Raw genomic sequence first — 20,379 nt, 5'->3', positions numbered from 1 at the left:
TGCAAGGAGGGATGCGCTAATTTTACATATAATTCCATTTATCTGGGTACTGTACCTTACTGCTGTAATGTCTTCACAAGCCGTTTGGCCACACCATTAGGCGTCTCAATAGTTTCATATAATTTAATAGTCAGCGGATATTCCTGCTGCTCTGTCTTGATGTTATTGATCTGAACCGTCTGTTCACCGCTGATCAGCATGTCGGTTCCTGTGAACGGTACCGATTGCGAACCGAGTGTCCGACCCAACCCATCAACAAGCTCAATCGTGAATTTCGGGAAGTTGTCATCAACGACGACATCCTCAACTCGGTCCACAGTTAAATTCATCTTCATCTTATAGGAATAGGTTACAGGTAATCCGGCATTGGTATATGCAGACATTGTCCAATCGTTTAGTGTGACATTAAACGGATAGAACGCCATTACTGAGCTATCCACATCATCGATCTGTACAGCAGTTTGGAATCCGGCAATCGTCGTACTGTAAGGCGCAGAAGTCAGATTGTCCAGCAGCTTGAGACCAAGCTGTTCACCCTTCTCCGAGGCTGGAACCATAAACGAGTAGCTGACTACATAGCTCAGGTTCGGCATCAAATTAGCTGCTGTTGCCGTTTGGCGAGAACCTGCATAGCTGGAGCCGTCGCTTCCTACCAGCTCTGTTTGAAAAGCGGGAAGTGTAACGGTTTGGTCGCTTTTATTTTGCAATCTGAATTTGGCGACTACGCTTTTAAAGCCTGACCCTGTATTCTCATGCATATGCAGCTCCATTAAAGAGACCTGCGTGCTGGAATCCAATAAACGGTTCAATGGATCGAAGGCAATCGGAGTGCCTATTGCGTATGCAGGCAGCGTGTTAGGTAAAGCAACAGCATCTGCCGCCACTTCGATTTTCAAGCGTCCGACATCAAACCCAGGCGTGCTGGACGGTGTTGCCGCAGCGGTACCCGCTGAACCCCCTGCTGCTCCTGCTCCGGCAGTTCCGGCGGAAGCAGCAAAAGTTTCTGTTGTCATCAGCAGCAAGCTTTGCAGCTTGATGCCTTTATCTGTCGGGATCAAATATTGAATATATTTGCGGTCACCTGCGGCCAGTACAATTGGATTTGCATCGGCTCGTGTACCGGCATAAATTTGATCTCCGGCTTTGCCATCCAAACGGAAGCCAGGCACCGTTTCACTAGCTGTACCCGGATTTTCAGCCAGTAGGGTTACGACCTGAGTATGCACACCCTTTTCATCTGTCTGCTCGGTTAAACTGGTCGTTGTGAATTTAATTGGAGATGGAGATTCAGGAACCATAAACGTATCTCCCCACGCTTTAATAAAAGCAGGATCAGTAATATCAGGCTTGGTGGCATTCCACACGGATGTTATGGGCAAGCTCAAGCGAACCGTTTCCTGTTTGGGATACACATATTCATCGACTTCTACAAAAGACATCCCTGTTATCGTAATATCATCCTGACGGTCTACCGTGACCATACCGGTCAGCTCTACATTTTCCATCGCCAGCATCGACTTCGGGTTGGATGCGCTTGGTGTAACCTTATATTCACTGCCATCCGAAGCTTGGACACGGATTTCATAATCGGGAACCCGCTTCATCTGGGTCGTATTATTATGCAGGCGGACCACCGCACCAATGCGTGTACCCTCAGTTGACTTGCTGATGGATAAGCTTTTAATGCTCGCTTGAATCGATTCCGTTAACGGATACGAGACTGCAGTTGGCGTAAGTACTTGTGTCTGGACCGGTGCTCCTGCCTCCTGTACAGGTACAGCGTCTGCCAGTGCCATTGAAGGAACAGCTGATATAACTAAAGACATGGACAGCAAAGTGCTGCCGAGCGTAGTTTTCCATTTCGGTGCTGCAGTTAAGTTCTTTCTCATGTTCGTATAGCCTCCTCTTAAGTTCAAGGACAGAAATCGACACTGCTGACTTCTATCCTTACTGCTCTGTTCAATCTGATTAAATCTGTGTGCCGACATATGGGCTTCTGTATGAATATGGGCTGGCTAATCCGTATTCCGTTTTTCTACCTTTTCATATCTTCCTCTGTATATTTATCTGTATATTTATTTATCTATCTCTATCTTTTCTAATTATTCTATAATTGCTTTTGCGAACTACAAACGGTTTGGTTACTTGGCAACTTCAACCTTTTGCCCATTTTTCAATTGATGCTGACCGGAAACGACTACAGATTCTCCTGCTTTCACACCTTCCAACACCTCCTGAAATGCATCCTTGACGCGTCCGAGCTTGACCGCGCGTTTCTCTACCTGATCACCATTCAATATGAAAACAAAGGCCGCATTGCCCTCTCTGACGATGCTCAAGCTTGGAACCGCAAGCCCCTGCTCCTCCTCAGGACTGGTCAATTGCAGCTGAACACGGCTGCCAGGCTTGATCGAACCATCCGGATTTGCCAAATCCAGTTCAATCGGAAAAGCTTTTGTCGTACTGTTCATTTGATTGGCAAGAAACGTCACCTTGGCTGTTTTTTTGTCGGCGGGATTATCCGCACTATAGAAGGTGAGCTCCTGCTTGTTATTAACCAGCTTGGCGGCTGACTCTGTCAAATCGGCTTTAATTTTGAGTGGATCAAGCTGTTGTACCTGACCAATCTTGGCCGTGCGGGACATATTCATGCCCACCTCAGCAGTCAGATCAGTTAAAACACCCGTAATTGGCGCCTTGATCTCATAATTGCCGACAGCATTGGCCGCGTCCTCTACACTTAGCCGCGCTGTCGCTACCTGTGATTCCTGAGAAGCAATCGGGTTGGTTTTATCCAGAGCATCCAGCTTGTTCTGAACAGATTGCACATCCAACCGCGCGTTAGTCACGAGCGTTTCCGCCTGATCTACCTGACGTTTGGTCACCGTACCGGCCTCAAAGTCATTGCGCGCTTTGTTATAGTCCTTTTCCACATTACTTAATTGCTCATTAGCCTTGACCAGCGAGCTTTGCAGATCAACCCGGCTGTTGTTCTGGTCTTCAATCGATTTGCGAAGTGATTCCTCCGCGCCTTTCAGCGATTGCTCACCCTTTTGCATTTGCAGTCGGGCATCTCTAGCATCCAACCGGACTATAACGTCACCCTGATTGACAAGCTCACCCTTCTTCTTCAATACCTCCAGAACCTGTCCGTCCGCTTTGGGTATCACATCAATTTGCACTGCGGCGCTAACATCCGCAATTTGCTCCTTGGGATCACCCATACTTTGCTTGACAATGGCAGCTACCTTGACTGGCCTGTTCTGCGACTGAACGGCTGCGGCTGCCTGCGGCTGTGCAGGGCTTGAGCACCCCGCCGCCAATGCAGTGACTACTAGAAGAATACCGACGGTCCTTGAGCCGCTGCCGAAGCTTTTCTTTGACATCTGATTATTCATATCCCTTCTCTCCCTTACATCTCGATAGTTGTATTTGCTTTTGACTTAGGCTTGCGATGTCTCCATTGACCCATACGCTTTTTGCTCGATTCAATTAGCTCATAAACGACTGGCACCACGACAAGTGTTAGGATTGTGGATGTCGTCAGACCCCCAATTACAACAACGGCCAAGCCTTTTGAAATCAATGTGCCTTTTGTCAAGCCAAGCGCCAAAGGCATCATCGCCATAATCGTAGCTCCTGCTGTCATAATAATTGGTCTGAAACGAACCATCCCTGCCTCTACAAGCGCATGGCGTACCGTGTATCCCTCCTCACGCAGCTGCTGGGCGCGGTCGATAAGCACAATGGCATTGGTAACGACAATACCGATCAACATCATAAAACCGATCATTGAGGTTACATCGAGCGACTGCCGGGTAATTAACAATCCCAGCAATCCGCCAATTGCTGCCAGCGGTAGGGAAAACAGAATCGCGAATGGAGCGCCCGCATTGCCAAAGGCTAATACCATTACGAGATATACGACAGCGATAGCCACTGCCATAGCCACAAACAATTGTGAGAAGCTTTTATTGATATCGGCGCTTACTCCCTTAACTTCACGAGATATGCCATCCGGCAGCGCCACTTTGCCAAGCTCACTAGATATCTTCGTACTGACCGCCGATTTATTGACCGAATCGATCTTGGCTGTAATCTTCAGTACCTGTTCCTTACTTTCTCTTTGCAGGGACAACGGAGCTTCAACCTCCGTCAGCTTCGCAACCTCATTCAAATAAATCGTCGAGTTTTGCGCTGTTTTGAGCGGGATTTTTCCCAGCTTCTCGATTGAATTTTTATCCGCTTTGGATAGCTGTACGGTTGTGGTATAAGTTACATTGTCGAACTGAATATCTCCGAGCTGGTCCTTCATAATCCAGCTTCTTGCGGTATCACGAACCTGTGAGGTGCTGAGTCCAAAGGTTCTTGCTTTACTTTGGTCTACTGTAATTTGCACCTGGGTTTTGGAATCACTAAGTGAATCTTCAACCTCGCTCAGCTCCGGGTACTCTTCCAGTTTTTGCTTGATTGTGACGGCTGCTTCCTGTAATAAAAGTTGATTGTCACCTTTTAATGAGTACGAGAAGTCAGTTGATGAGACACCGCCGCCACCACCAGCCAATGACTTGGGTGTTACTTCTGATCCTTTTGGCAGCTCATACAGAATACGTTCCTTGAATTCCTTTTTCACTTCATCAGGATCGGCCTGAGCATTAACCTCGGTATAGATCTCCGCCATATTGGCTACCTGATCCTTACCGCCGCCGTAGCCCACAAGTGCTTCAACAAAGGTAAACAGCGGTTGACCCTTGCTATCCTTGGCATCCTGCATCATCCCTTCCAATTCTTTGGAAATTTGATCGGTTCCATCGATAGAGGTTTCATTAGGCAGCTTGACCTGAAAATACATCTGGCGTTCGGAACCGCTGCTTGGTATGAAGCTGACAGCCAAATTGGGAACAATCGCAGCTATCGATACGACAAACAACAATCCTGAAATAATTAATGTTTTAAAGCGATGGGACAAGCATGCTTTCAAAATCTTTTCATACAGTAACATGAATCTGCCTTTTTTGTTTTCGTCGTGATGGACAATCTTATCACTATTAAGTACGAGCAGTTTGGCCATCATTGGGATTACCGTCAAGGCTACCAGCAAAGAAGCCAGCATTGCAGTTGCAACTGTGATGGCAAAAGGGCGGAATAGCTCACCCACGATACCACTTACCATCCCGATCGGAGCAAACACGCCAACTGTGGCAAGCGTTGATGAAGTAATCGCCATCGCTACCTGCTTCGTTGCGAGCTTGATGACCGATTCGTTACGTTCCTGCGCCTTCTGCAGTGATGCATATATATTCTCGATAACGACAATGCTATCATCGACGACCCGGCCCACCGCAATAAATATGCCCCCGAGCGTCATCGTGTTCAAGGTGATCCCGAATTGCGAAATAACGAGCAGTGTAATCATAATCGATAAAGGAATCGATACGAGAACAATTAATGTCATTCTTACATTTCGCAAAAAGATCAAAATCATCAAGGAGGCTAACAAAGCTCCTGTTATACCTTCCTTTAACATGCCGCTAATCGATTCCTTAACTTGATCGGCACTGTTATATACGGGTTTAAAAGTAATATCAGGAATGGTCGTTTCCCATTTTTTGATCAACAGGTCGGTCGCATCCGAAAAATCAACTGCGTTCGCATTGCTTGTTTTAAATAAATGAATCCCAAGTGCAGGCTTATTATCCAAGCGTGCAATAAATTCCGAATCGGTCACAGCCTGAACCTTTGCCACCTGCTTCAGCATCAATGTACTGCCATTGCCTGCGGCGATCTCCATATTTTCCAGGTTATACAGACTGTCAATGTTACCTGTTACACGAGCTACCTTCGTATTACCGTTAAAATCCACGGTTCCGATGGCGCCATTAGCCAATGTGTTTTTCAGAGTCGTGCTCACCTGAACGGGGGTCAATCCGAAGCTGGTAAGCGCATCGGCGTCCAGCTCAATATCAAGTGACGTTTCTCGGGCACCAATCGAATCGATATGATCCATGCCCGGTATGGACTCCAAGCCCGGCTTGATTTGATCCTCATAAACTTTATCCAGCTCGGTCTGGCTCATCCCGTTATCCGCATATATGGCCAGGTAGTAGGCCGGAATGGAAGCAAAGCCGAAGGTGGAAGCCTTTGGTCTTTCTGCCGTTGCAGGCAGCCTCACTTCCTGAACAAGACTCTCAATCTCCTGCTTTTTCTTATCAATATCTACACCTTGCTCGAATTGAACGATAACCGTTGAAATATTATCGCTGGAGGTGGATGTTAATGTGTCCAAGCCTTCAACATTGGAAATCTTATCCTCAATCGGCTTCGTGACTTCCTTCATCACGTCTGTCGGGGATGCTGGATAGGTCGTAGAAACCAACACTACCGGAAAAGAAATGTTCGGCATATTTTCTACCTTAATCGTATAAGCCGAATACAGCCCTCCACCTAACAGAATAGCGACTATAATTAAAATTGCCGCCACATTTTTCATAGAGAAGCTTGTAAGCTTGTTCATGGGTTTCCCTCCTGTGAGTCTTGCATCAGCATGAATGTAAGCTGAGCTTTTTCTGTAATTAAACTGATTTCATTCGCATTAACAGTGTTTTTTCTTAACAAAATGTATGACTGACATCAATTAGCATCAGCTTTGGCTAACTAGCAAAACGACTAATTTCGTTGTTATCTGCAGCCAAGCATACATAACCAATATGAACTCAATATGAACGGTAGCGCTTTCTTTATGAACCAACAACAAAAAAACCATGGAGAGTCGGCTCCATGGCATTAATCTTTGATATTGCGAAGGATTCATATCCTAAATATTTTAATTAATTACATTTACTTCTATATTCAGTGCCCAATGCTTGCTACTGGCATACTTGGCAAAGTAACTGAAAATGATGAGCCCTTACCTGGCGCACTCTGGATGCTGATTTTCCCTCCATGCAGCAGCACAATTTTATTGACAATAGCTAAGCCGAGACCACTGCCGCTATGCTCGCCTGTCCGCGACTTGTCGGCTTTGTAGAAGCGTTGAAAAATCCGCACCTGATCTTCCTCGGAAACCCCGATCCCTTGATCAGAAATATTGACTGTGATCTCATTCGTGGTTTGCTTTACCTGGATATGGATCGATCCGCCTTGATGCGAAAATTTAATGCTATTCGTAATTAAATTCGTCCACACCTGATTGAGTAAATCCTCATCGGCACATATTTTGATACTGGGCATATTCAACTCAAATTCGATCCCTTTCGCAGACCATTGTGGCTCGCAGGCAACAATCACATGACGGATCTGTTCATCCAAGTCGTAGGTATGCGGCTGATAAGGATGATGCATGGATTCCAACGAAGCCAGCTTTAACAAGTTTTCACTCATACGCGACAAGCGCTCACTCTCCGATTGAATGATCTCCAGATAGTACAGCCGCTCCTCTTCCGACATTTTATTGCTGCGAAGTGCCTTTGAAAATCCGGAAATCGACGTTAACGGCGTCTGAATCTCGTGCGACACATTGGATACAAAATCCTGCCGCATCTGTTCCAGCTGTTTGAGCTCCAGAGCCATTTCACTAAAGCTTTGTGCAAGCATCCCCAGCTCATCCTTACGCTTTCTCAGCTTCCAATCCATATTAAAATCACCCTTGGATATCCGTTTGGTCGCCTCAGTCATCACCCTCAACGGTTTAACCACATAACGTGCAGCCACGAAAATGAACAAGCTTCCCATCATCAGCGTAATGAGTAACGACGTACCAACTACCTTCTGCAGCGCACCTTCCTTGTTGTGCCTTGAATATTGAAAAAATATCGCATAACGCATCGAATCCATCTGGAATGGAATGCCCACTAAGATCTGATCGGGAAAACCGGTCTCGCTTCGGTACATCTCTCCGCCTCGTACCAGATCGACCACCTGCTCAGCAATATCCACCTTTTCTTTGGGCTCGGTTTCCCCATACACGCTTTTATGTTTGTCATCGTCATATAAAGTAATATAAAAATCAATTATTCGACTGACACTAGTCAAATATTCATCGGTTTTATCTTTTTGCAGCAAGGTTAACGTATGTACTACGTCCTTGCCATTTCTCATCATCGTATCCTGGATCTCTTCCCTAACCAGGTTCGTATAAATTAAAGATGACAAAAAAAACGCCGATACCAACCCAAACAGAACCGCCGCCAAAAAAGTAAGCACCACACGAACATACAACGTTTTGATCATGATCTTACCTCAAGCTTGTAGCCCAGCCCGCGAATCGTCACGATACTGAAATTGTCAACAGCCTCTGGAAAACGCTCCCTGATTCGCTTGATGTGGACATCGACAGTCCGGTCATCCCCTTCGTAATCCATCCCCCAGATTTGTTCGATGAGCTGATTACGCGTAAAAATTTGATTAGGATGACTAAACAGCTTGAACAGCAGCTCGAATTCCTTTAGCGGCAGTGTGGTTCTTACCCCATTAATAATGATTTCATAGCTTTGCCGATTTAATTCGATATCTCCGAACTGCACCTTTTGTGAAGCTACGATCCGGTACCTTTTCATCAAGGACTTAACTCGTACTACCAGTTCCTCCGGGTCGAACGGTTTTACCAAATAATCGTCGGTACCAAGCTGAAACCCTTTTACCTTGTGACCAGTCTCGCCCTTGGCCGTTATCATAAGCAGCGGCAGATTCGGATAGGCTGCACGCAGCTCGACACACAGATCCCATCCATCCATCTCCGGCATCATAATATCCAGAATAACAAGATCAATTCGGGTCTTCTCCATTTCCTGCAAAGCTTCCTTGCCATGACCTGCCTCTACAACATCAAAGCCTTCCTGCCGTAAATATACCTTAATTAACTGACGAATATGAATATCATCATCGACGATCAAAATGGTGGCCACGAACATTCACTCCTTTCTAACACTTGATTCCCTGCTATAATAAGCTCGTTATGCACGATTTTCTATGGAACTGAGAACACTAATATAGCATACCATCAATATGCATACGATACCTAGTCAGACAGCGTCCCTGTCAACTTTCACTTGAAAATATGTTTTTAATTCGGTATAGTAAATATGTAAATTATTTTCTTTAATATATAAATATTAAGTAAATTATTTTCAAAAAGAAAGGGTCACTATGCCGGGAATTTTAAGCGCTATTCAAGAACAAATGGGCTCCATGAGCCGCAAAGAAAAAGAACTCGCCGCATATATTATTGACCATTCAGCCAGTATGACTCAAATCGGCATTACGCAGTTGGCCCAGGAATCGGGCAGCAGCACAGCAACTATATCGCGTTTTTGCAAGATTTTTCACTTTGCCGGTTTCACCGAATTTAAAATCAAGCTGGCTGCCGAGCTCGCCCAACCACCAGCAGCCCAATCGTATCAGGACATCATCGCCGACAACTCGCTCAGCAATATCGTCGCCGCGATGGAGGCAAATCATGTGCGGTCCATCACGGATACAACTCGCCTGCTTGATATGAAGCAGCTTCAGAGAGCGATCGATGCAATTGCCGCTGCCAGGCAAATTGATCTCTATGGTGTAGCTACATCAGGGCTGGTAGCACAAGATTTTTACCAAAAGCTGATACGGATTGGCAAACGCAGTGTCGCCTTCTCCGATCCACATATGCAGGTGACATCTGCATCCAACCTGACCAAAGGTGATGTCGCCATTGGCATCTCCTATTCCGGGGAAACCACAGAAACTATCGCCGCGTTAAAATGCGCCTCCGAGCACGGAGCTACCACGATTTCACTTACCAAATTCGGCACCCATACGCTTACCTCACTTGCAGATATTTGCCTGTTCACTTCCACACTTGAGGAAGGTATGCGCCGAGGTGATATGGCGTCCCGAATTGCCCAACTGCACGTCATTGATATTATATTTGTAGGCTTGTTGAGTCAACAATTTGACCAGCTTGTCCCACGGCTTGAAACTTCATACCAAATGGTCCGCAAATACCGTTAACAAAGGAGCACCACTACTATGCATATATTAACCTTCGATTCTCATCAAAAACTGCATGAATCCGGTGCAGGCATTATCATCGGCATGGTACAAACTAATCCCCGAGCAGTATTGGGGCTTGCTACCGGTGGTACGCCAATAGGCATTTATCAGGAAATCGTTAAAAGCTATCAACAAGGAATAGTCAGTTTTAAGGATACGACAACCTTTAATCTCGATGAATATGTCGGGCTTCCTGAGAATCACCAGGAGAGCTACCACAACTATATGAATACTCATTTGTTCGATTTGATTCAGCTGCAGCGCAGCCAAACCCACATTCCTGACGGCAATGCAGCCGATCTTGCAGCAGAATGCCAAAGCTATGATCAACTGCTTGAGCAATCGGGCCAAATTGATCTGCAGCTGCTGGGTCTGGGACACAATGGACATATCGGCTTCAATGAGCCTGACCATGCCTTGACCGGGGGCACACATATTGTGGAGCTTCGCGAGGAAACGCGCAAGGCGAATGCCCGTTATTTTGATTCCATCGACGAGGTACCGACACATGCATTAACTATGGGCGTAGGTACGATTTTGAAAGCCAAAATGATCCTGCTCATCGTCAAAGGCGGCGACAAAGCCGAGATCGTTCAACGCGCTCTGAAAGGTCCCATCACTACCGATTGTCCGGCATCCCTGCTGCAAACACATCCACATCTCGTCGTACTTCTGGATTCCGAAGCAGGGAGGTTATTGTAATGACCCAACCCCAACCCGATGTTTTTATTTATAATGCTGCGATCCTAACTCCTCAAATCACTTTGCAAAAAGGTTGGATTCATCTCGTTAACGGCCTTATTCATGCAATCGGAACTGAACAGGAATATGATATCTACTCAAGTAAGCTTGGAGCAGATACAGAAAAAATAGATGCCAAAGGGAGCTGGGTGCTGCCCGGCTTCATAGATATGCATGTGCACGGCGGCTATGGCCATGACTTCATGGATGCCGATGCTGAAGGCCTCGATGCGATTACACACTTCCACGGCATGAATGGTACCACAACCATGCTGGCTACGACTGTGACTGCTGCCAAAGAGGAGCTTGACCATGTATTGCAGCGGATAGGTTCATACCGTAATCAGGCTATGCCTTATGCTCAACTGCTTGGCGTTCACTTGGAAGGTCCCTTTATTAATGCCAACTGGTGTGGAGCACAAAATCCTGCCTTTATCGTTCCTCCCCAACCGGACTGGCTCTCGGATTGGACTCAGCGTTTTCCTGGGCTCATCCGTATGCAGACTTTAGCTCCTGAAGCAGCAGGTGCTCTTGACTATATTGAAGCGTTGGTTAAGCACGGCATTATCGCTGCACTCGGTCATACCGATGCTAACTATGAGCAAGTCAACACGGCTATTGAGCACGGATTAAGTCAAGCCGTCCATACCTACAACGCTATGCGTGGGCTGCACCATCGGGAACCGGGCGCTGTTGGCGCTATTATGTCGAATCCGGCTATTTTGGGGGAAATCATTGCAGATGGACATCATGTCCATCCGACAGCTATTCGTTTACTTGTGCAAGCCAAAGGACCAGAGGGCGTACTATTAATCACTGATGCGATGTCAGCCGCCGGTCTGGGCAACGGAGAATATGAACTCGGTGGACTTGCTGTTATTGTTCGTGACGGTGTGGCTCGATTGAAAGAAGGCAACAGCCTCGCTGGCAGTACCTTAACGATGATCGATGCATTCCGTTTTGTTGTTCAACAGGTTGGTGTCAGCATCGAGCATGCGAGTCTTATGGCCAGCGGTAATCAGGCTAGACAACTTGGCATAGATCAGACTACCGGCAGCTTACAGCCTGGCTTGCAGGCTGATGTGCTGCTCGTTAATTCAGAGCTTGAGTTAGAACGGGTCTGGATCGGTGGACGTTCCATTCAGTAAAACTGAAAATACTATACACAAAATAGTCTCGATCCGTGGTAATAACGGACCGAGACTATTTTGCTGTGCTCTATCATAAATCGATGCAAATACGAACCCAAATACAAAAAAACAGCTGATCACTGAGATCAACTGCTTCATCGTGCTTGGCAACGTCCTACTCTCCCAGAACCCTGCGGTTCAAGTACCATTGGCGCTGAAGGGCTTAACGGTCGTGTTCGAGATGGGAACGCGTGGTTCCCCTTCGCCATCATCACCAAACTAAGAGCTTTCGTTAGAAAGCTGACTTCGTAAGCCTAAGCTTTTTTCGAAGATTTACGCCTTCGAAATCGCTGCGAGAAAATATCCATCCTTACAAAGGACAGGCAGCTCAGAGTTTGCACCCTGAAAACTAGATCCGAAACTTCACTTTACGCTTGAGCAGCACGTCTTACTCGCTTTCGCTTATAAGACTCTTTATTTGGATAAGCCCTCGACCGATTAGTATTCGTCAGCTCCATACCTTGCGGCACTTCCACCCCGAACCTATCTACCTCATCGTCTATAAGGGGTCTTACTAAATTGGGAAATCTCATCTTGAGGGGGGCTTCGCGCTTAGATGCTTTCAGCGCTTATCCCTTCCGTACGTAGCTATCCAGCCGTGCTCCTGGCGGAACAACTGGTACACCAGCGGTACGTCCATCCCGGTCCTCTCGTACTAAGGACAGCTCCTCTCAAATTTCCTGCGCCCACGACAGATAGGGACCGAACTGTCTCACGACGTTCTGAACCCAGCTCGCGTACCGCTTTAATGGGCGAACAGCCCAACCCTTGGGACCTACTTCAGCCCCAGGATGCGATGAGCCGACATCGAGGTGCCAAACCTCCCCGTCGATGTGGACTCTTGGGGGAGATAAGCCTGTTATCCCCAGGGTAGCTTTTATCCGTTGAGCGATGGCCCTTCCATTCGGTACCACCGGATCACTAAGCCCGACTTTCGTCCCTGCTCGACCTGTTTGTCTCGCAGTCAAGCTCCCTTGTGCCTTTACACTCTGCGAATGATTTCCAACCATTCTGAGGGAACCTTAGGGCGCCTCCGTTACATTTTAGGAGGCGACCGCCCCAGTCAAACTGCCCACCTGACACGGTCCCTGCACCGGATTACGGTGCGAGGTTAGAACTCGGATACGATCAGGGTGGTATCCCAACGTCGCCTCCACACAAGCTGGCGCTCATGCTTCTTTGGCTCCCACCTATCCTGTACAGATCGTACCCAAGTTCAATATCAAGCTGCAGTAAAGCTCCATGGGGTCTTTCCGTCTTGTCGCGGGTAACCTGCATCTTCACAGGTAGTAAAATTTCACCGGATCTCTCGTTGAGACAGCGCCCAAGTCGTTACGCCATTCGTGCGGGTCAGAATTTACCTGACAAGGAATTTCGCTACCTTAGGACCGTTATAGTTACGGCCGCCGTTTACTGGGGCTTCGGTTCATAGCTTCACCTTGCGGTTAACCACTCCCCTTAACCTTCCAGCACCGGGCAGGCGTCAGCCCGTATACTTCGCCTTACGGCTTCGCACAGACCTGTGTTTTTGCTAAACAGTCGCTTGGGCCTTTTCACTGCGGCCCCCTCGGGCTATTCACCCTACCGAGGCACCCCTTCTCCCGAAGTTACGGGGTCATTTTGCCGAGTTCCTTAACGAGAGTTCTTCCGCGCGCCTTAGCATACTCTGCTCGCCCACCTGTGTCGGTTTGCGGTACGGGCACCTTCTCCCTGGCTAGAGGCTTTTCTTGGCAGCTTGAACTCATGACCTTCGCTACTGCAATTTTCGCTCCCCATCACAGCTCAGCCTTATCGATGTGCGGATTTGCCTACACACCAGCCTCGCTGCTTGGACGGACATCCATCAGTCCGCGTCACTATCCTTCTGCGTCACCCCATTGCTCATAACGGTTCACGGTGGTACTGGAATTTCAACCAGTTGTCCATCCACTACGCCTTTCGGCCTCGCGTTAGGTCCCGACTTACCCTGAGAGGACGAGCCTTCCTCAGGAACCCTTAGGCTTTCGGCGGACAAGATTCTCACTTGTCTTTTCGTTACTTATACCGGCATTCTCACTTGTGTAGTGTCCAGCGCTCCTTACGGTACACCTTCAACCTCTACACAACGCTCCCCTACCCAAGAACAATTACTTGTTCGAGCCATAGCTTCGGTGGCAGGTTTAGCCCCGTTACATTTTCGGCGCAGAGTCACTCGACCAGTGAGCTATTACGCACTCTTTCAATGGTGGCTGCTTCTAAGCCAACATCCTGGTTGTCTGGGCAACTCCACATCCTTTCCCACTTAACCTGCACTTGGGGACCTTAGCTGATGGTCTGGGCTGTTTCCCTCTTGACCATGGATCTTAGCACTCACGGTCTGACTCCCGGATAAAAGTCTGTGGCATTCGGAGTTTGACTGGACTTGGTAACCCTTGGCGGGCCCCGCACCCAATCAGTGCTCTACCTCCACGACTCTCAACTCCGAGGCTAGCCCTAAAGCTATTTCGGGGAGAACCAGCTATCTCCGAGTTCGATTGGAATTTCTCCGCTACCCCCACCTCATCCCCGCATTTTTCAACATGCGTGGGTTCGGGCCTCCAGTGCGTGTTACCGCACCTTCACCCTGGGCAGGGGTAGATCACACGGTTTCGGGTCTACGTCCACGTACTCAAGCGCCCTATTCAGACTCGCTTTCGCTGCGGCTCCGGCTCTTCACCTTAACCTTGCACGGGAACGTAACTCGCCGGTTCATTCTACAAAAGGCACGCCATCACCCATAAACGGGCTCTGACTTTTTGTAAGCACACGGTTTCAGGTTCTATTTCACTCCGCTCCCGCGGTTCTTTTCACCTTTCCCTCACGGTACTGCTTCACTATCGGTCACTAGGGAGTATTTAGCCTTGGCAGATGGTCCTGCCGGATTCCCACGAGGTTTCACGTGTCTCGCGGTACTCGGGATCCGTCTACAGGTGTCGCAGATTTTCGGTTACGGGATTGTTACCCTCTGTGATGAGCCTTTCCAGACTGCTTCACCTATTCTGCTAACCCGATGTTGACGTCCCACAACCCCTAAGAGCAAGCTCTTAGGTTTGGGCTGTTCCGCGTTCGCTCGCCGCTACTGACGGAATCACTTTTGTTTTCTTCTCCTGAGGGTACTTAGATGTTTCAGTTCCCCTCGTATGCCTCCTATGTAGCTATGTATTCACTACATGGTACATGAGCATTACCTCATGCGGGTTCCCCCATTCGGACATCCCCGGATCAAAGCCTGCTTACGGCTCCCCGAGGCATTTCGTCGTTCGCCACGTCCTTCTTCGGCTCCTAGTGCCTAGGCATCCTCCGTGTGCTCTTATTAGCTTAACCAATTCCGCTAATAAGTTCGATTCCGAAGAATCGATCTATTTGGATGTTACTCAACCGAAGTTAAGTAACGCTGCTCTAAACATTTGTTTCGTTTCGGTATCTAGTTTTCAAGGAACAAGCTTTACAGAGAGAAAGTTTATCCTCTCAAAACTGATCAACGAGTGAGCGTTGTTGTTGCCATTGGCAACTTGTATTACTGATACGCTTCGTTTGCAGAAGCAATATCTCCATAGAAAGGAGGTGATCCAGCCGCACCTTCCGATACGGCTACCTTGTTACGACTTCACCCCAATCATCTACCCCACCTTCGGCGGCTGGCTCCCTTGCGGGTTACCCCACCGACTTCGGGTGTTGTAAACTCTCGTGGTGTGACGGGCGGTGTGTACAAGACCCGGGAACGTATTCACCGCGGCATGCTGATCCGCGATTACTAGCAATTCCGACTTCATGCAGGCGAGTTGCAGCCTGCAATCCGAACTGAGACCGGCTTCTAAAGATTCGCTCCACCTCGCGGTTTCGCTTCCCGTTGTACCGGCCATTGTAGTACGTGTGTAGCCCAGGTCATAAGGGGCATGATGATTTGACGTCATCCCCGCCTTCCTCCGGTTTGTCACCGGCAGTCGATCTAGAGTGCCCAACTCAATGCTGGCAACTAAATCCAAGGGTTGCGCTCGTTGCGGGACTTAACCCAACATCTCACGACACGAGCTGACGACAACCATGCACCACCTGTCTCCAATGCTCCGAAGAGGGCACCTATCTCTAGGTGTTACATCGGGATGTCAAGACCTGGTAAGGTTCTTCGCGTTGCTTCGAATTAAACCACATACTCCACTGCTTGTGCGGGTCCCCGTCAATTCCTTTGAGTTTCACTCTTGCGAGCGTACTCCCCAGGCGGAGTGCTTACTGTGTTAACTTCGGCACCGCGGGTATTGAAACCCCCGACACCTAGCACTCATCGTTTACGGCGTGGACTACCAGGGTATCTAATCCTGTTTGCTCCCCACGCTTTCGCGCCTCAGCGTCAGTTACGGTCCAGAAAGTCGCCTTCGCCACTGGTGTTCCTCCACATCTCTACGCATTTCACCGCTACACGTGGAATTCCACTTTCCTCTCCCGCACTCCAGTCACCCAGTTTTCGATGCGACCCGGGGTTGAGCCCCGGAATTAAACACCAAACTTAAATGACCGCCTGCGCGCGCTTTACGCCCAATAATTCCGGACAACGCTTGCCCCCTACGTATTACCGCGGCTGCTGGCACGTAGTTAGCCGGGGCTTTCTTCTCAGGTACCGTCAATCCAGGAGCAGTTACTCTCCTGGCCTTTCTTCCCTGGCAACAGAGCTTTACGATCCGAAAACCTTCATCACTCACGCGGCGTTGCTCCGTCAGACTTGCGTCCATTGCGGAAGATTCCCTACTGCTGCCTCCCGTAGGAGTCTGGGCCGTGTCTCAGTCCCAGTGTGGCCGTTCACCCTCTCAGGTCGGCTACGCATCGTCGCCTTGGTGAGCCGTTACCTCACCAACTAGCTAATGCGCCGCAGGCCCATCTACAGGTCACAGATTGCTCCGTGTTTCTTGATTCAGACATGCGTCTCAATCACCTATCCGGTCTTAGCTACCGTTTCCGGTAGTTATCCCGATCCTGTAGGCAGGTTGCCTACGTGTTACTCACCCGTCCGCCGCTAACTGTTCCCGAAGGAACAATCCGCTCGACTTGCATGTATTAGGCACGCCGCCAGCGTTCGTCCTGAGCCAGGATCAAACTCTCCATTAAGGTAGAACTTTGATTTGTACTCATTCCTTGCTGACGAGAATTTGCATTCTCTTGTACTGCTATTTTCTCACTCGTTGATTCAGTTTTCAAAGGACAATTCTTTTCGATCATTTTCGACATTCCGTCAAAAGCGACCTGATTAATATAGCACATTCATCCATTCAATTGCAAGCATTATTTTTAAACACTTTGTAATTTTATGAATATTTTTGTCTTCTTCAATGCCTTCAAACTCGACTGCCTCAGAAGCGACAAGAAGTAATATAACAAATCCAGATACAGAATGCAAGTACTATTTTCAATTTATTAATAAAGAAATTAGAAGGCACGGTTTATCCTATTAAAAAGCCGCCCTGCACATTTGCAGAACGGCTCCAGAAAGCGGATTATACGGACCACTCTTCCAAACTCAAAAGAGGCTCAGCCTTAAAATCCAAAGATGTAAACTGTCCCCGCTGAAACTTCAAATAGGCAGCCGCGCCGATCATCGCAGCATTATCTGTGCATAATCCAAGGGGCGGTGTAAGCAACGGCACATTTGCTTCCGCACAACGTACAGCCAATTGCTGTCGCAGCCCTTGATTCGCAGCTACTCCTCCGGCCAGCAGCAGCTGCTTCGCTCCGTAAGCCTTAACGGCTCGCAGTGCTTTTTCTACCAGAACCTCAACAACAGATGCTTGAAAGCCTTTGGCTACAGATCCGGGATCAAGCGGCTGCCCCTTCATATTGGCCTGATTCAATGCAGATAAAACAGCAGATTTGAGTCCGCTGAAACTAAAATCATAAGAATCCGACTCCAGCCACGCACGAGGAAGAGGCAATGCCTCGCCCGCTTCCTGAGCCAGACGGTCTATATATGGACCTCCAGGGTATGGAAGCTTTAAAGCACGCGCCACTTTATCATAGGCTTCACCTGCAGCATCATCCCGGGTTTGACCAATAATTTTGAAGTTACCCTCAGATTCAATATAAACCAGCTCCGTATGCCCACCCGATACAACGAGCGACACCAATGGATACTGCAGCTCATGCACAAGCTGATTGGCATATATATGACCTGCAATATGATGAACGGCAATCAAAGGCAGCTCTAAGGCGTACGCCAATGCTTTGGCAGCCACGACGCCAACCAGTAAAGCTCCAATAAGCCCGGGTCCTTGTGTAACAGCGATGGCAGAAAGCTCGCTTGGTGCAACACCCGACTTTTCCAAAGCTTCTTCAATGATCCAGGTGATGCTTTCCACATGCTTGCGTGAAGCCAGCTCAGGCACGACTCCACCAAAGCGTTCATGGGTTTCAATTTGACTGGAAACGATATTAGCCTTAATAATCGTACCGTTCTCGACAATGGCTACCGAGGTTTCATCGCAGCTCGTTTCTATGGCCAAAATATATAAGGGCTTATTGAGATCGGATGCTGACTGATTTACTTGCATATCGTTGCTATTCATTTTAATTCCCCTGTAAGTTATTTAGCGTGCGCTTGGAGTCAGGCAAATCCGCCCACATGATGATTGCATCTTCCTGATTGTCTGTATAGTACCCTCGTCGTACACCAACCCCATAAAATCCGAGCTTTTCATACAATGCCTGGGCTATGCGGTTAGAGGGCCTTACTTCAAGTGTCATTCGCGCAGCCCCAAGAAAAACAGCTGTTTTTTGCATCTCTCTCAGCAGTCTTTCACCAAGCTTTTTCCCTCTATGCTTCTTGCCGACGGCAATGTTGGTAATGTGCGCTTCGTCGACGATGATCCACATTCCGCCGTAGCCAAGCACGCCTTCTTCCGAATCCATGACCATATAACGGGCAAATTGATTGTTTGTTAATTCATTATAAAAGGCTGCCGAGGTCCATGGTGTCGTGAATGCTTCCTGCTCAATCTCACAAATGGTCGGAATATCCTCAAGACACATAGCGCGAAATTCCAAGGCTCGAGGGGCATCCATGGGTTCGTTATGATTCACTAGTCATTTCGCCTCCTCTGCTTGAGCTTTCCATTTGACCTCTGCCTCTGTCAGCTGCGTATAATTGGGAATTAAGCCATGCGGCTCCCGAGTATTTCCATGTTTCCATTGTTCAAGCGCCAAATCAGCCGTATAACGGGCTCTCATTTCATGATGTACGATTTCTGCTGTGCCTGTCCAGCTTTTACAAAATTGCTCAATTGTCGCTTCATGCAGTCCGGTCTCACCTGTAAAAATAATACGATCCGGCCGCTCAGCCACCGTACTCTTATCCATGGCACGTTCGAGTAGCTCTTCCGACCAACTGGACATGAGACGAATGCCATCGGTCGCCAAACAGCTCCATTGCTGGTTCGCTGCTTGATAAAGAGCAGTAAAAGCCTGACCTCTCCGAGCCTCGAACATCGGAACCACCCAGACTTTTTCCTGAAGTTCTTCTATATGGGAAAATACCGACGCTCCCAAGGTACGACCCTTAGCTGTATGGGATGGGGACTCCAGCATCGTATGGACGCCGCCTAAAGCAAGAGCTTCCAAACTTGATACGGCAAGCAATACCTTCTGATGCGTCCAAGCCAACGTTTTGGCGACGGTGACGCCTATACGTACACCCGTGTAAGAACCGGGACCGACACCGACTGCGAATGCATCCACATCCCGTGAATGAAGCCCAGCAGATGCAAGCACCTGCTGAATATGTGGAAGTAAATGTATCGAATGATTGCGTTCTGCATTAGAATTCAACTCACCCAGCAGCTCACCGCCGCGCGTTAATGCAACTGACATGGAGCTCGTGGAAGTATCTATGGCCAGCAGCGTGCCCTGTAAGACTGTTTGATCGTTATTCATATTAAAACTCCGTTCTCCTTAAGCTGTTCACACCATTGTTCATAGGAATCCCCGTGCGGGTTCAGCCTGAATAAGCGGGTCTGTTCACCACAATTCTCGATGGTAACGGACAAACGATCTGCAGGCAACAGCTCTTCTATTAAAGAAGACCATTCTATTAAAGTAACACCTGACCCATACAAATAATCGTCCAATCCGAGCTCATCCGCCTCCTCCAAAGAAAGACGGTATACATCCATATGATAAAAAGGGAGCTTCTCCCCTTCATATTCTTTAATAATAGTAAAGGTAGGACTGTTCACAATACCACGCACGCCGAGAGCTTTGGCGACCGCTTGAGCGAATGCGGTTTTACCCGCACCCAGATCACCGTCAAGTGTAACTACGGTGCCGGGTTGAAAGCAGGATGCAAGAGCGGATGCCAGACTCGCTGTATGCTCGAGATCGGTTGCCTGGTATGAATAAGTGTGTTTTGTCGGCATACAAG

12 protein-coding genes and 3 rRNA genes are annotated in these 20,379 nt (G+C 48.2%); 3 read left to right on the top strand and 12 right to left on the bottom strand.

The features are described from left to right. Positions 1 to 56 precede the first annotated feature (56 nt). The 5 genes from NST47_RS05145 to NST47_RS05125 form a co-directional block, all read right to left on the bottom strand. Positions 57 to 1,889 carry a hypothetical protein gene (locus NST47_RS05145; RefSeq protein ID WP_341154171.1) on the bottom strand — a complete coding sequence of 611 codons (1,833 nt, stop codon included), beginning with the start codon at positions 1,887 to 1,889 and terminating at the stop codon, positions 57 to 59. Between the two features lie 252 nt (positions 1,890 to 2,141). Beyond that, positions 2,142 to 3,398, bottom strand: coding sequence for an efflux RND transporter periplasmic adaptor subunit (locus NST47_RS05140; protein WP_341154170.1), 1,257 nt, complete (start codon positions 3,396 to 3,398; stop codon positions 2,142 to 2,144). A gap of 14 nt (positions 3,399 to 3,412) precedes the next feature. Next, positions 3,413 to 6,514, bottom strand: coding sequence for an efflux RND transporter permease subunit (locus NST47_RS05135; RefSeq protein WP_341154169.1), 3,102 nt, complete (start codon positions 6,512 to 6,514; stop codon positions 3,413 to 3,415). A gap of 335 nt (positions 6,515 to 6,849) precedes the next feature. Then, positions 6,850 to 8,229 (bottom strand): HAMP domain-containing sensor histidine kinase, encoded by a 1,380-nt coding sequence (locus NST47_RS05130; RefSeq protein ID WP_341154168.1) that lies wholly within the window; start codon positions 8,227 to 8,229, stop codon positions 6,850 to 6,852. Continuing rightward, positions 8,226 to 8,903 carry a response regulator transcription factor gene (locus NST47_RS05125; protein WP_341154167.1) on the bottom strand — a complete coding sequence of 226 codons (678 nt, stop codon included), beginning with the start codon at positions 8,901 to 8,903 and terminating at the stop codon, positions 8,226 to 8,228. Before NST47_RS05125 ends, NST47_RS05130 begins: the two co-directional genes overlap by 4 nt. A 241-nt stretch (positions 8,904 to 9,144) precedes the next feature. On the opposite strand from NST47_RS05125, the gene NST47_RS05120 reads away from it, so the two are divergent. From NST47_RS05120 to nagA, 3 genes are read left to right on the top strand one after another with little or no spacing between them, the layout of a single operon-like run. Beyond that, the gene (locus NST47_RS05120; protein ID WP_341154166.1) at positions 9,145 to 9,987 is read left to right on the top strand and encodes a MurR/RpiR family transcriptional regulator; all 843 of its coding nucleotides are present in this window, start codon (positions 9,145 to 9,147) and stop codon (positions 9,985 to 9,987) included. Positions 9,988 to 10,005: 18 nt separating this feature from the next. Beyond that, positions 10,006 to 10,731, top strand: coding sequence for a glucosamine-6-phosphate deaminase (nagB, locus tag NST47_RS05115; protein ID WP_341154165.1), 726 nt, complete (start codon positions 10,006 to 10,008; stop codon positions 10,729 to 10,731). Beyond that, positions 10,731 to 11,918, top strand: a complete 1,188-nt coding sequence (nagA, locus tag NST47_RS05110) for an N-acetylglucosamine-6-phosphate deacetylase (protein ID WP_341154164.1) — start codon at positions 10,731 to 10,733, stop codon at positions 11,916 to 11,918. The genes nagB and nagA overlap by 1 nt, the downstream gene beginning before the upstream one ends. Before the next feature lie 144 nt (positions 11,919 to 12,062). Here the strand turns inward: nagA and rrf are convergent. The 7 genes from rrf to tsaE all read right to left on the bottom strand — a co-directional run bounded on the left by rrf (position 12,063) and on the right by tsaE (position 20,374). Beyond that, positions 12,063 to 12,179 (bottom strand): 5S ribosomal RNA (rrf, locus tag NST47_RS05105). 199 nt (positions 12,180 to 12,378) lie between these two features. Further along, positions 12,379 to 15,302: ribosomal RNA gene (locus tag NST47_RS05100) — 23S ribosomal RNA — on the bottom strand. Between the two features lie 233 nt (positions 15,303 to 15,535). Beyond that, positions 15,536 to 17,078 (bottom strand): 16S ribosomal RNA (locus NST47_RS05095). Together the 16S, 23S and 5S rRNA genes form the textbook arrangement of a ribosomal RNA operon. Before the next feature lie 386 nt (positions 17,079 to 17,464). Beyond that, positions 17,465 to 18,529: a tRNA (adenosine(37)-N6)-threonylcarbamoyltransferase complex transferase subunit TsaD gene (gene tsaD, locus NST47_RS05090; protein WP_341154163.1), complete on the bottom strand. Its 1,065-nt coding sequence runs from the start codon at positions 18,527 to 18,529 to the stop codon at positions 17,465 to 17,467. Between the two features lies 1 nt (position 18,530). Then, entirely contained in the window at positions 18,531 to 19,025 is a 495-nt protein-coding gene (rimI, locus tag NST47_RS05085) for a ribosomal protein S18-alanine N-acetyltransferase (RefSeq protein ID WP_341159608.1), read from the bottom strand. Between the two features lie 21 nt (positions 19,026 to 19,046). After that, a complete protein-coding gene (gene tsaB / locus NST47_RS05080; RefSeq protein ID WP_341154162.1) occupies positions 19,047 to 19,892 on the bottom strand; it encodes a tRNA (adenosine(37)-N6)-threonylcarbamoyltransferase complex dimerization subunit type 1 TsaB in 846 nt (281 codons plus the stop codon). Continuing rightward, positions 19,889 to 20,374 carry a tRNA (adenosine(37)-N6)-threonylcarbamoyltransferase complex ATPase subunit type 1 TsaE gene (gene tsaE, locus NST47_RS05075; protein WP_341154161.1) on the bottom strand — a complete coding sequence of 162 codons (486 nt, stop codon included), beginning with the start codon at positions 20,372 to 20,374 and terminating at the stop codon, positions 19,889 to 19,891. The genes tsaB and tsaE overlap by 4 nt, the downstream gene beginning before the upstream one ends. Positions 20,375 to 20,379 lie beyond the last annotated feature (5 nt).

This window comes from Paenibacillus sp. FSL H8-0034 (assembly GCF_038000305.1).
Taxonomy (GTDB): Bacteria; Bacillota; Bacilli; order Paenibacillales; family NBRC-103111; genus Paenibacillus_S.
This window is presented reverse-complemented; position numbering and strand designations above follow the sequence as displayed.

Coding starts and splice junctions, on each gene's coding strand:
- NST47_RS05145 (WP_341154171.1), bottom strand. CDS start 1,889: ATGAGAAAGAACTTAACTGCAGCACCGAAATGGAAAACTACGCTCGGC.
- NST47_RS05140 (WP_341154170.1), bottom strand. CDS start 3,398: ATGAATAATCAGATGTCAAAGAAAAGCTTCGGCAGCGGCTCAAGGACC.
- NST47_RS05135 (WP_341154169.1), bottom strand. CDS start 6,514: ATGAACAAGCTTACAAGCTTCTCTATGAAAAATGTGGCGGCAATTTTA.
- NST47_RS05130 (WP_341154168.1), bottom strand. CDS start 8,229: ATGATCAAAACGTTGTATGTTCGTGTGGTGCTTACTTTTTTGGCGGCG.
- NST47_RS05120 (WP_341154166.1), top strand. CDS start 9,145: ATGCCGGGAATTTTAAGCGCTATTCAAGAACAAATGGGCTCCATGAGC.
- nagB (WP_341154165.1), top strand. CDS start 10,006: ATGCATATATTAACCTTCGATTCTCATCAAAAACTGCATGAATCCGGT.
- nagA (WP_341154164.1), top strand. CDS start 10,731: ATGACCCAACCCCAACCCGATGTTTTTATTTATAATGCTGCGATCCTA.
- tsaD (WP_341154163.1), bottom strand. CDS start 18,529: ATGAATAGCAACGATATGCAAGTAAATCAGTCAGCATCCGATCTCAAT.
- rimI (WP_341159608.1), bottom strand. CDS start 19,025: ATGGATGCCCCTCGAGCCTTGGAATTTCGCGCTATGTGTCTTGAGGAT.
- tsaB (WP_341154162.1), bottom strand. CDS start 19,892: ATGAATAACGATCAAACAGTCTTACAGGGCACGCTGCTGGCCATAGAT.
- tsaE (WP_341154161.1), bottom strand. CDS start 20,374: ATGCCGACAAAACACACTTATTCATACCAGGCAACCGATCTCGAGCAT.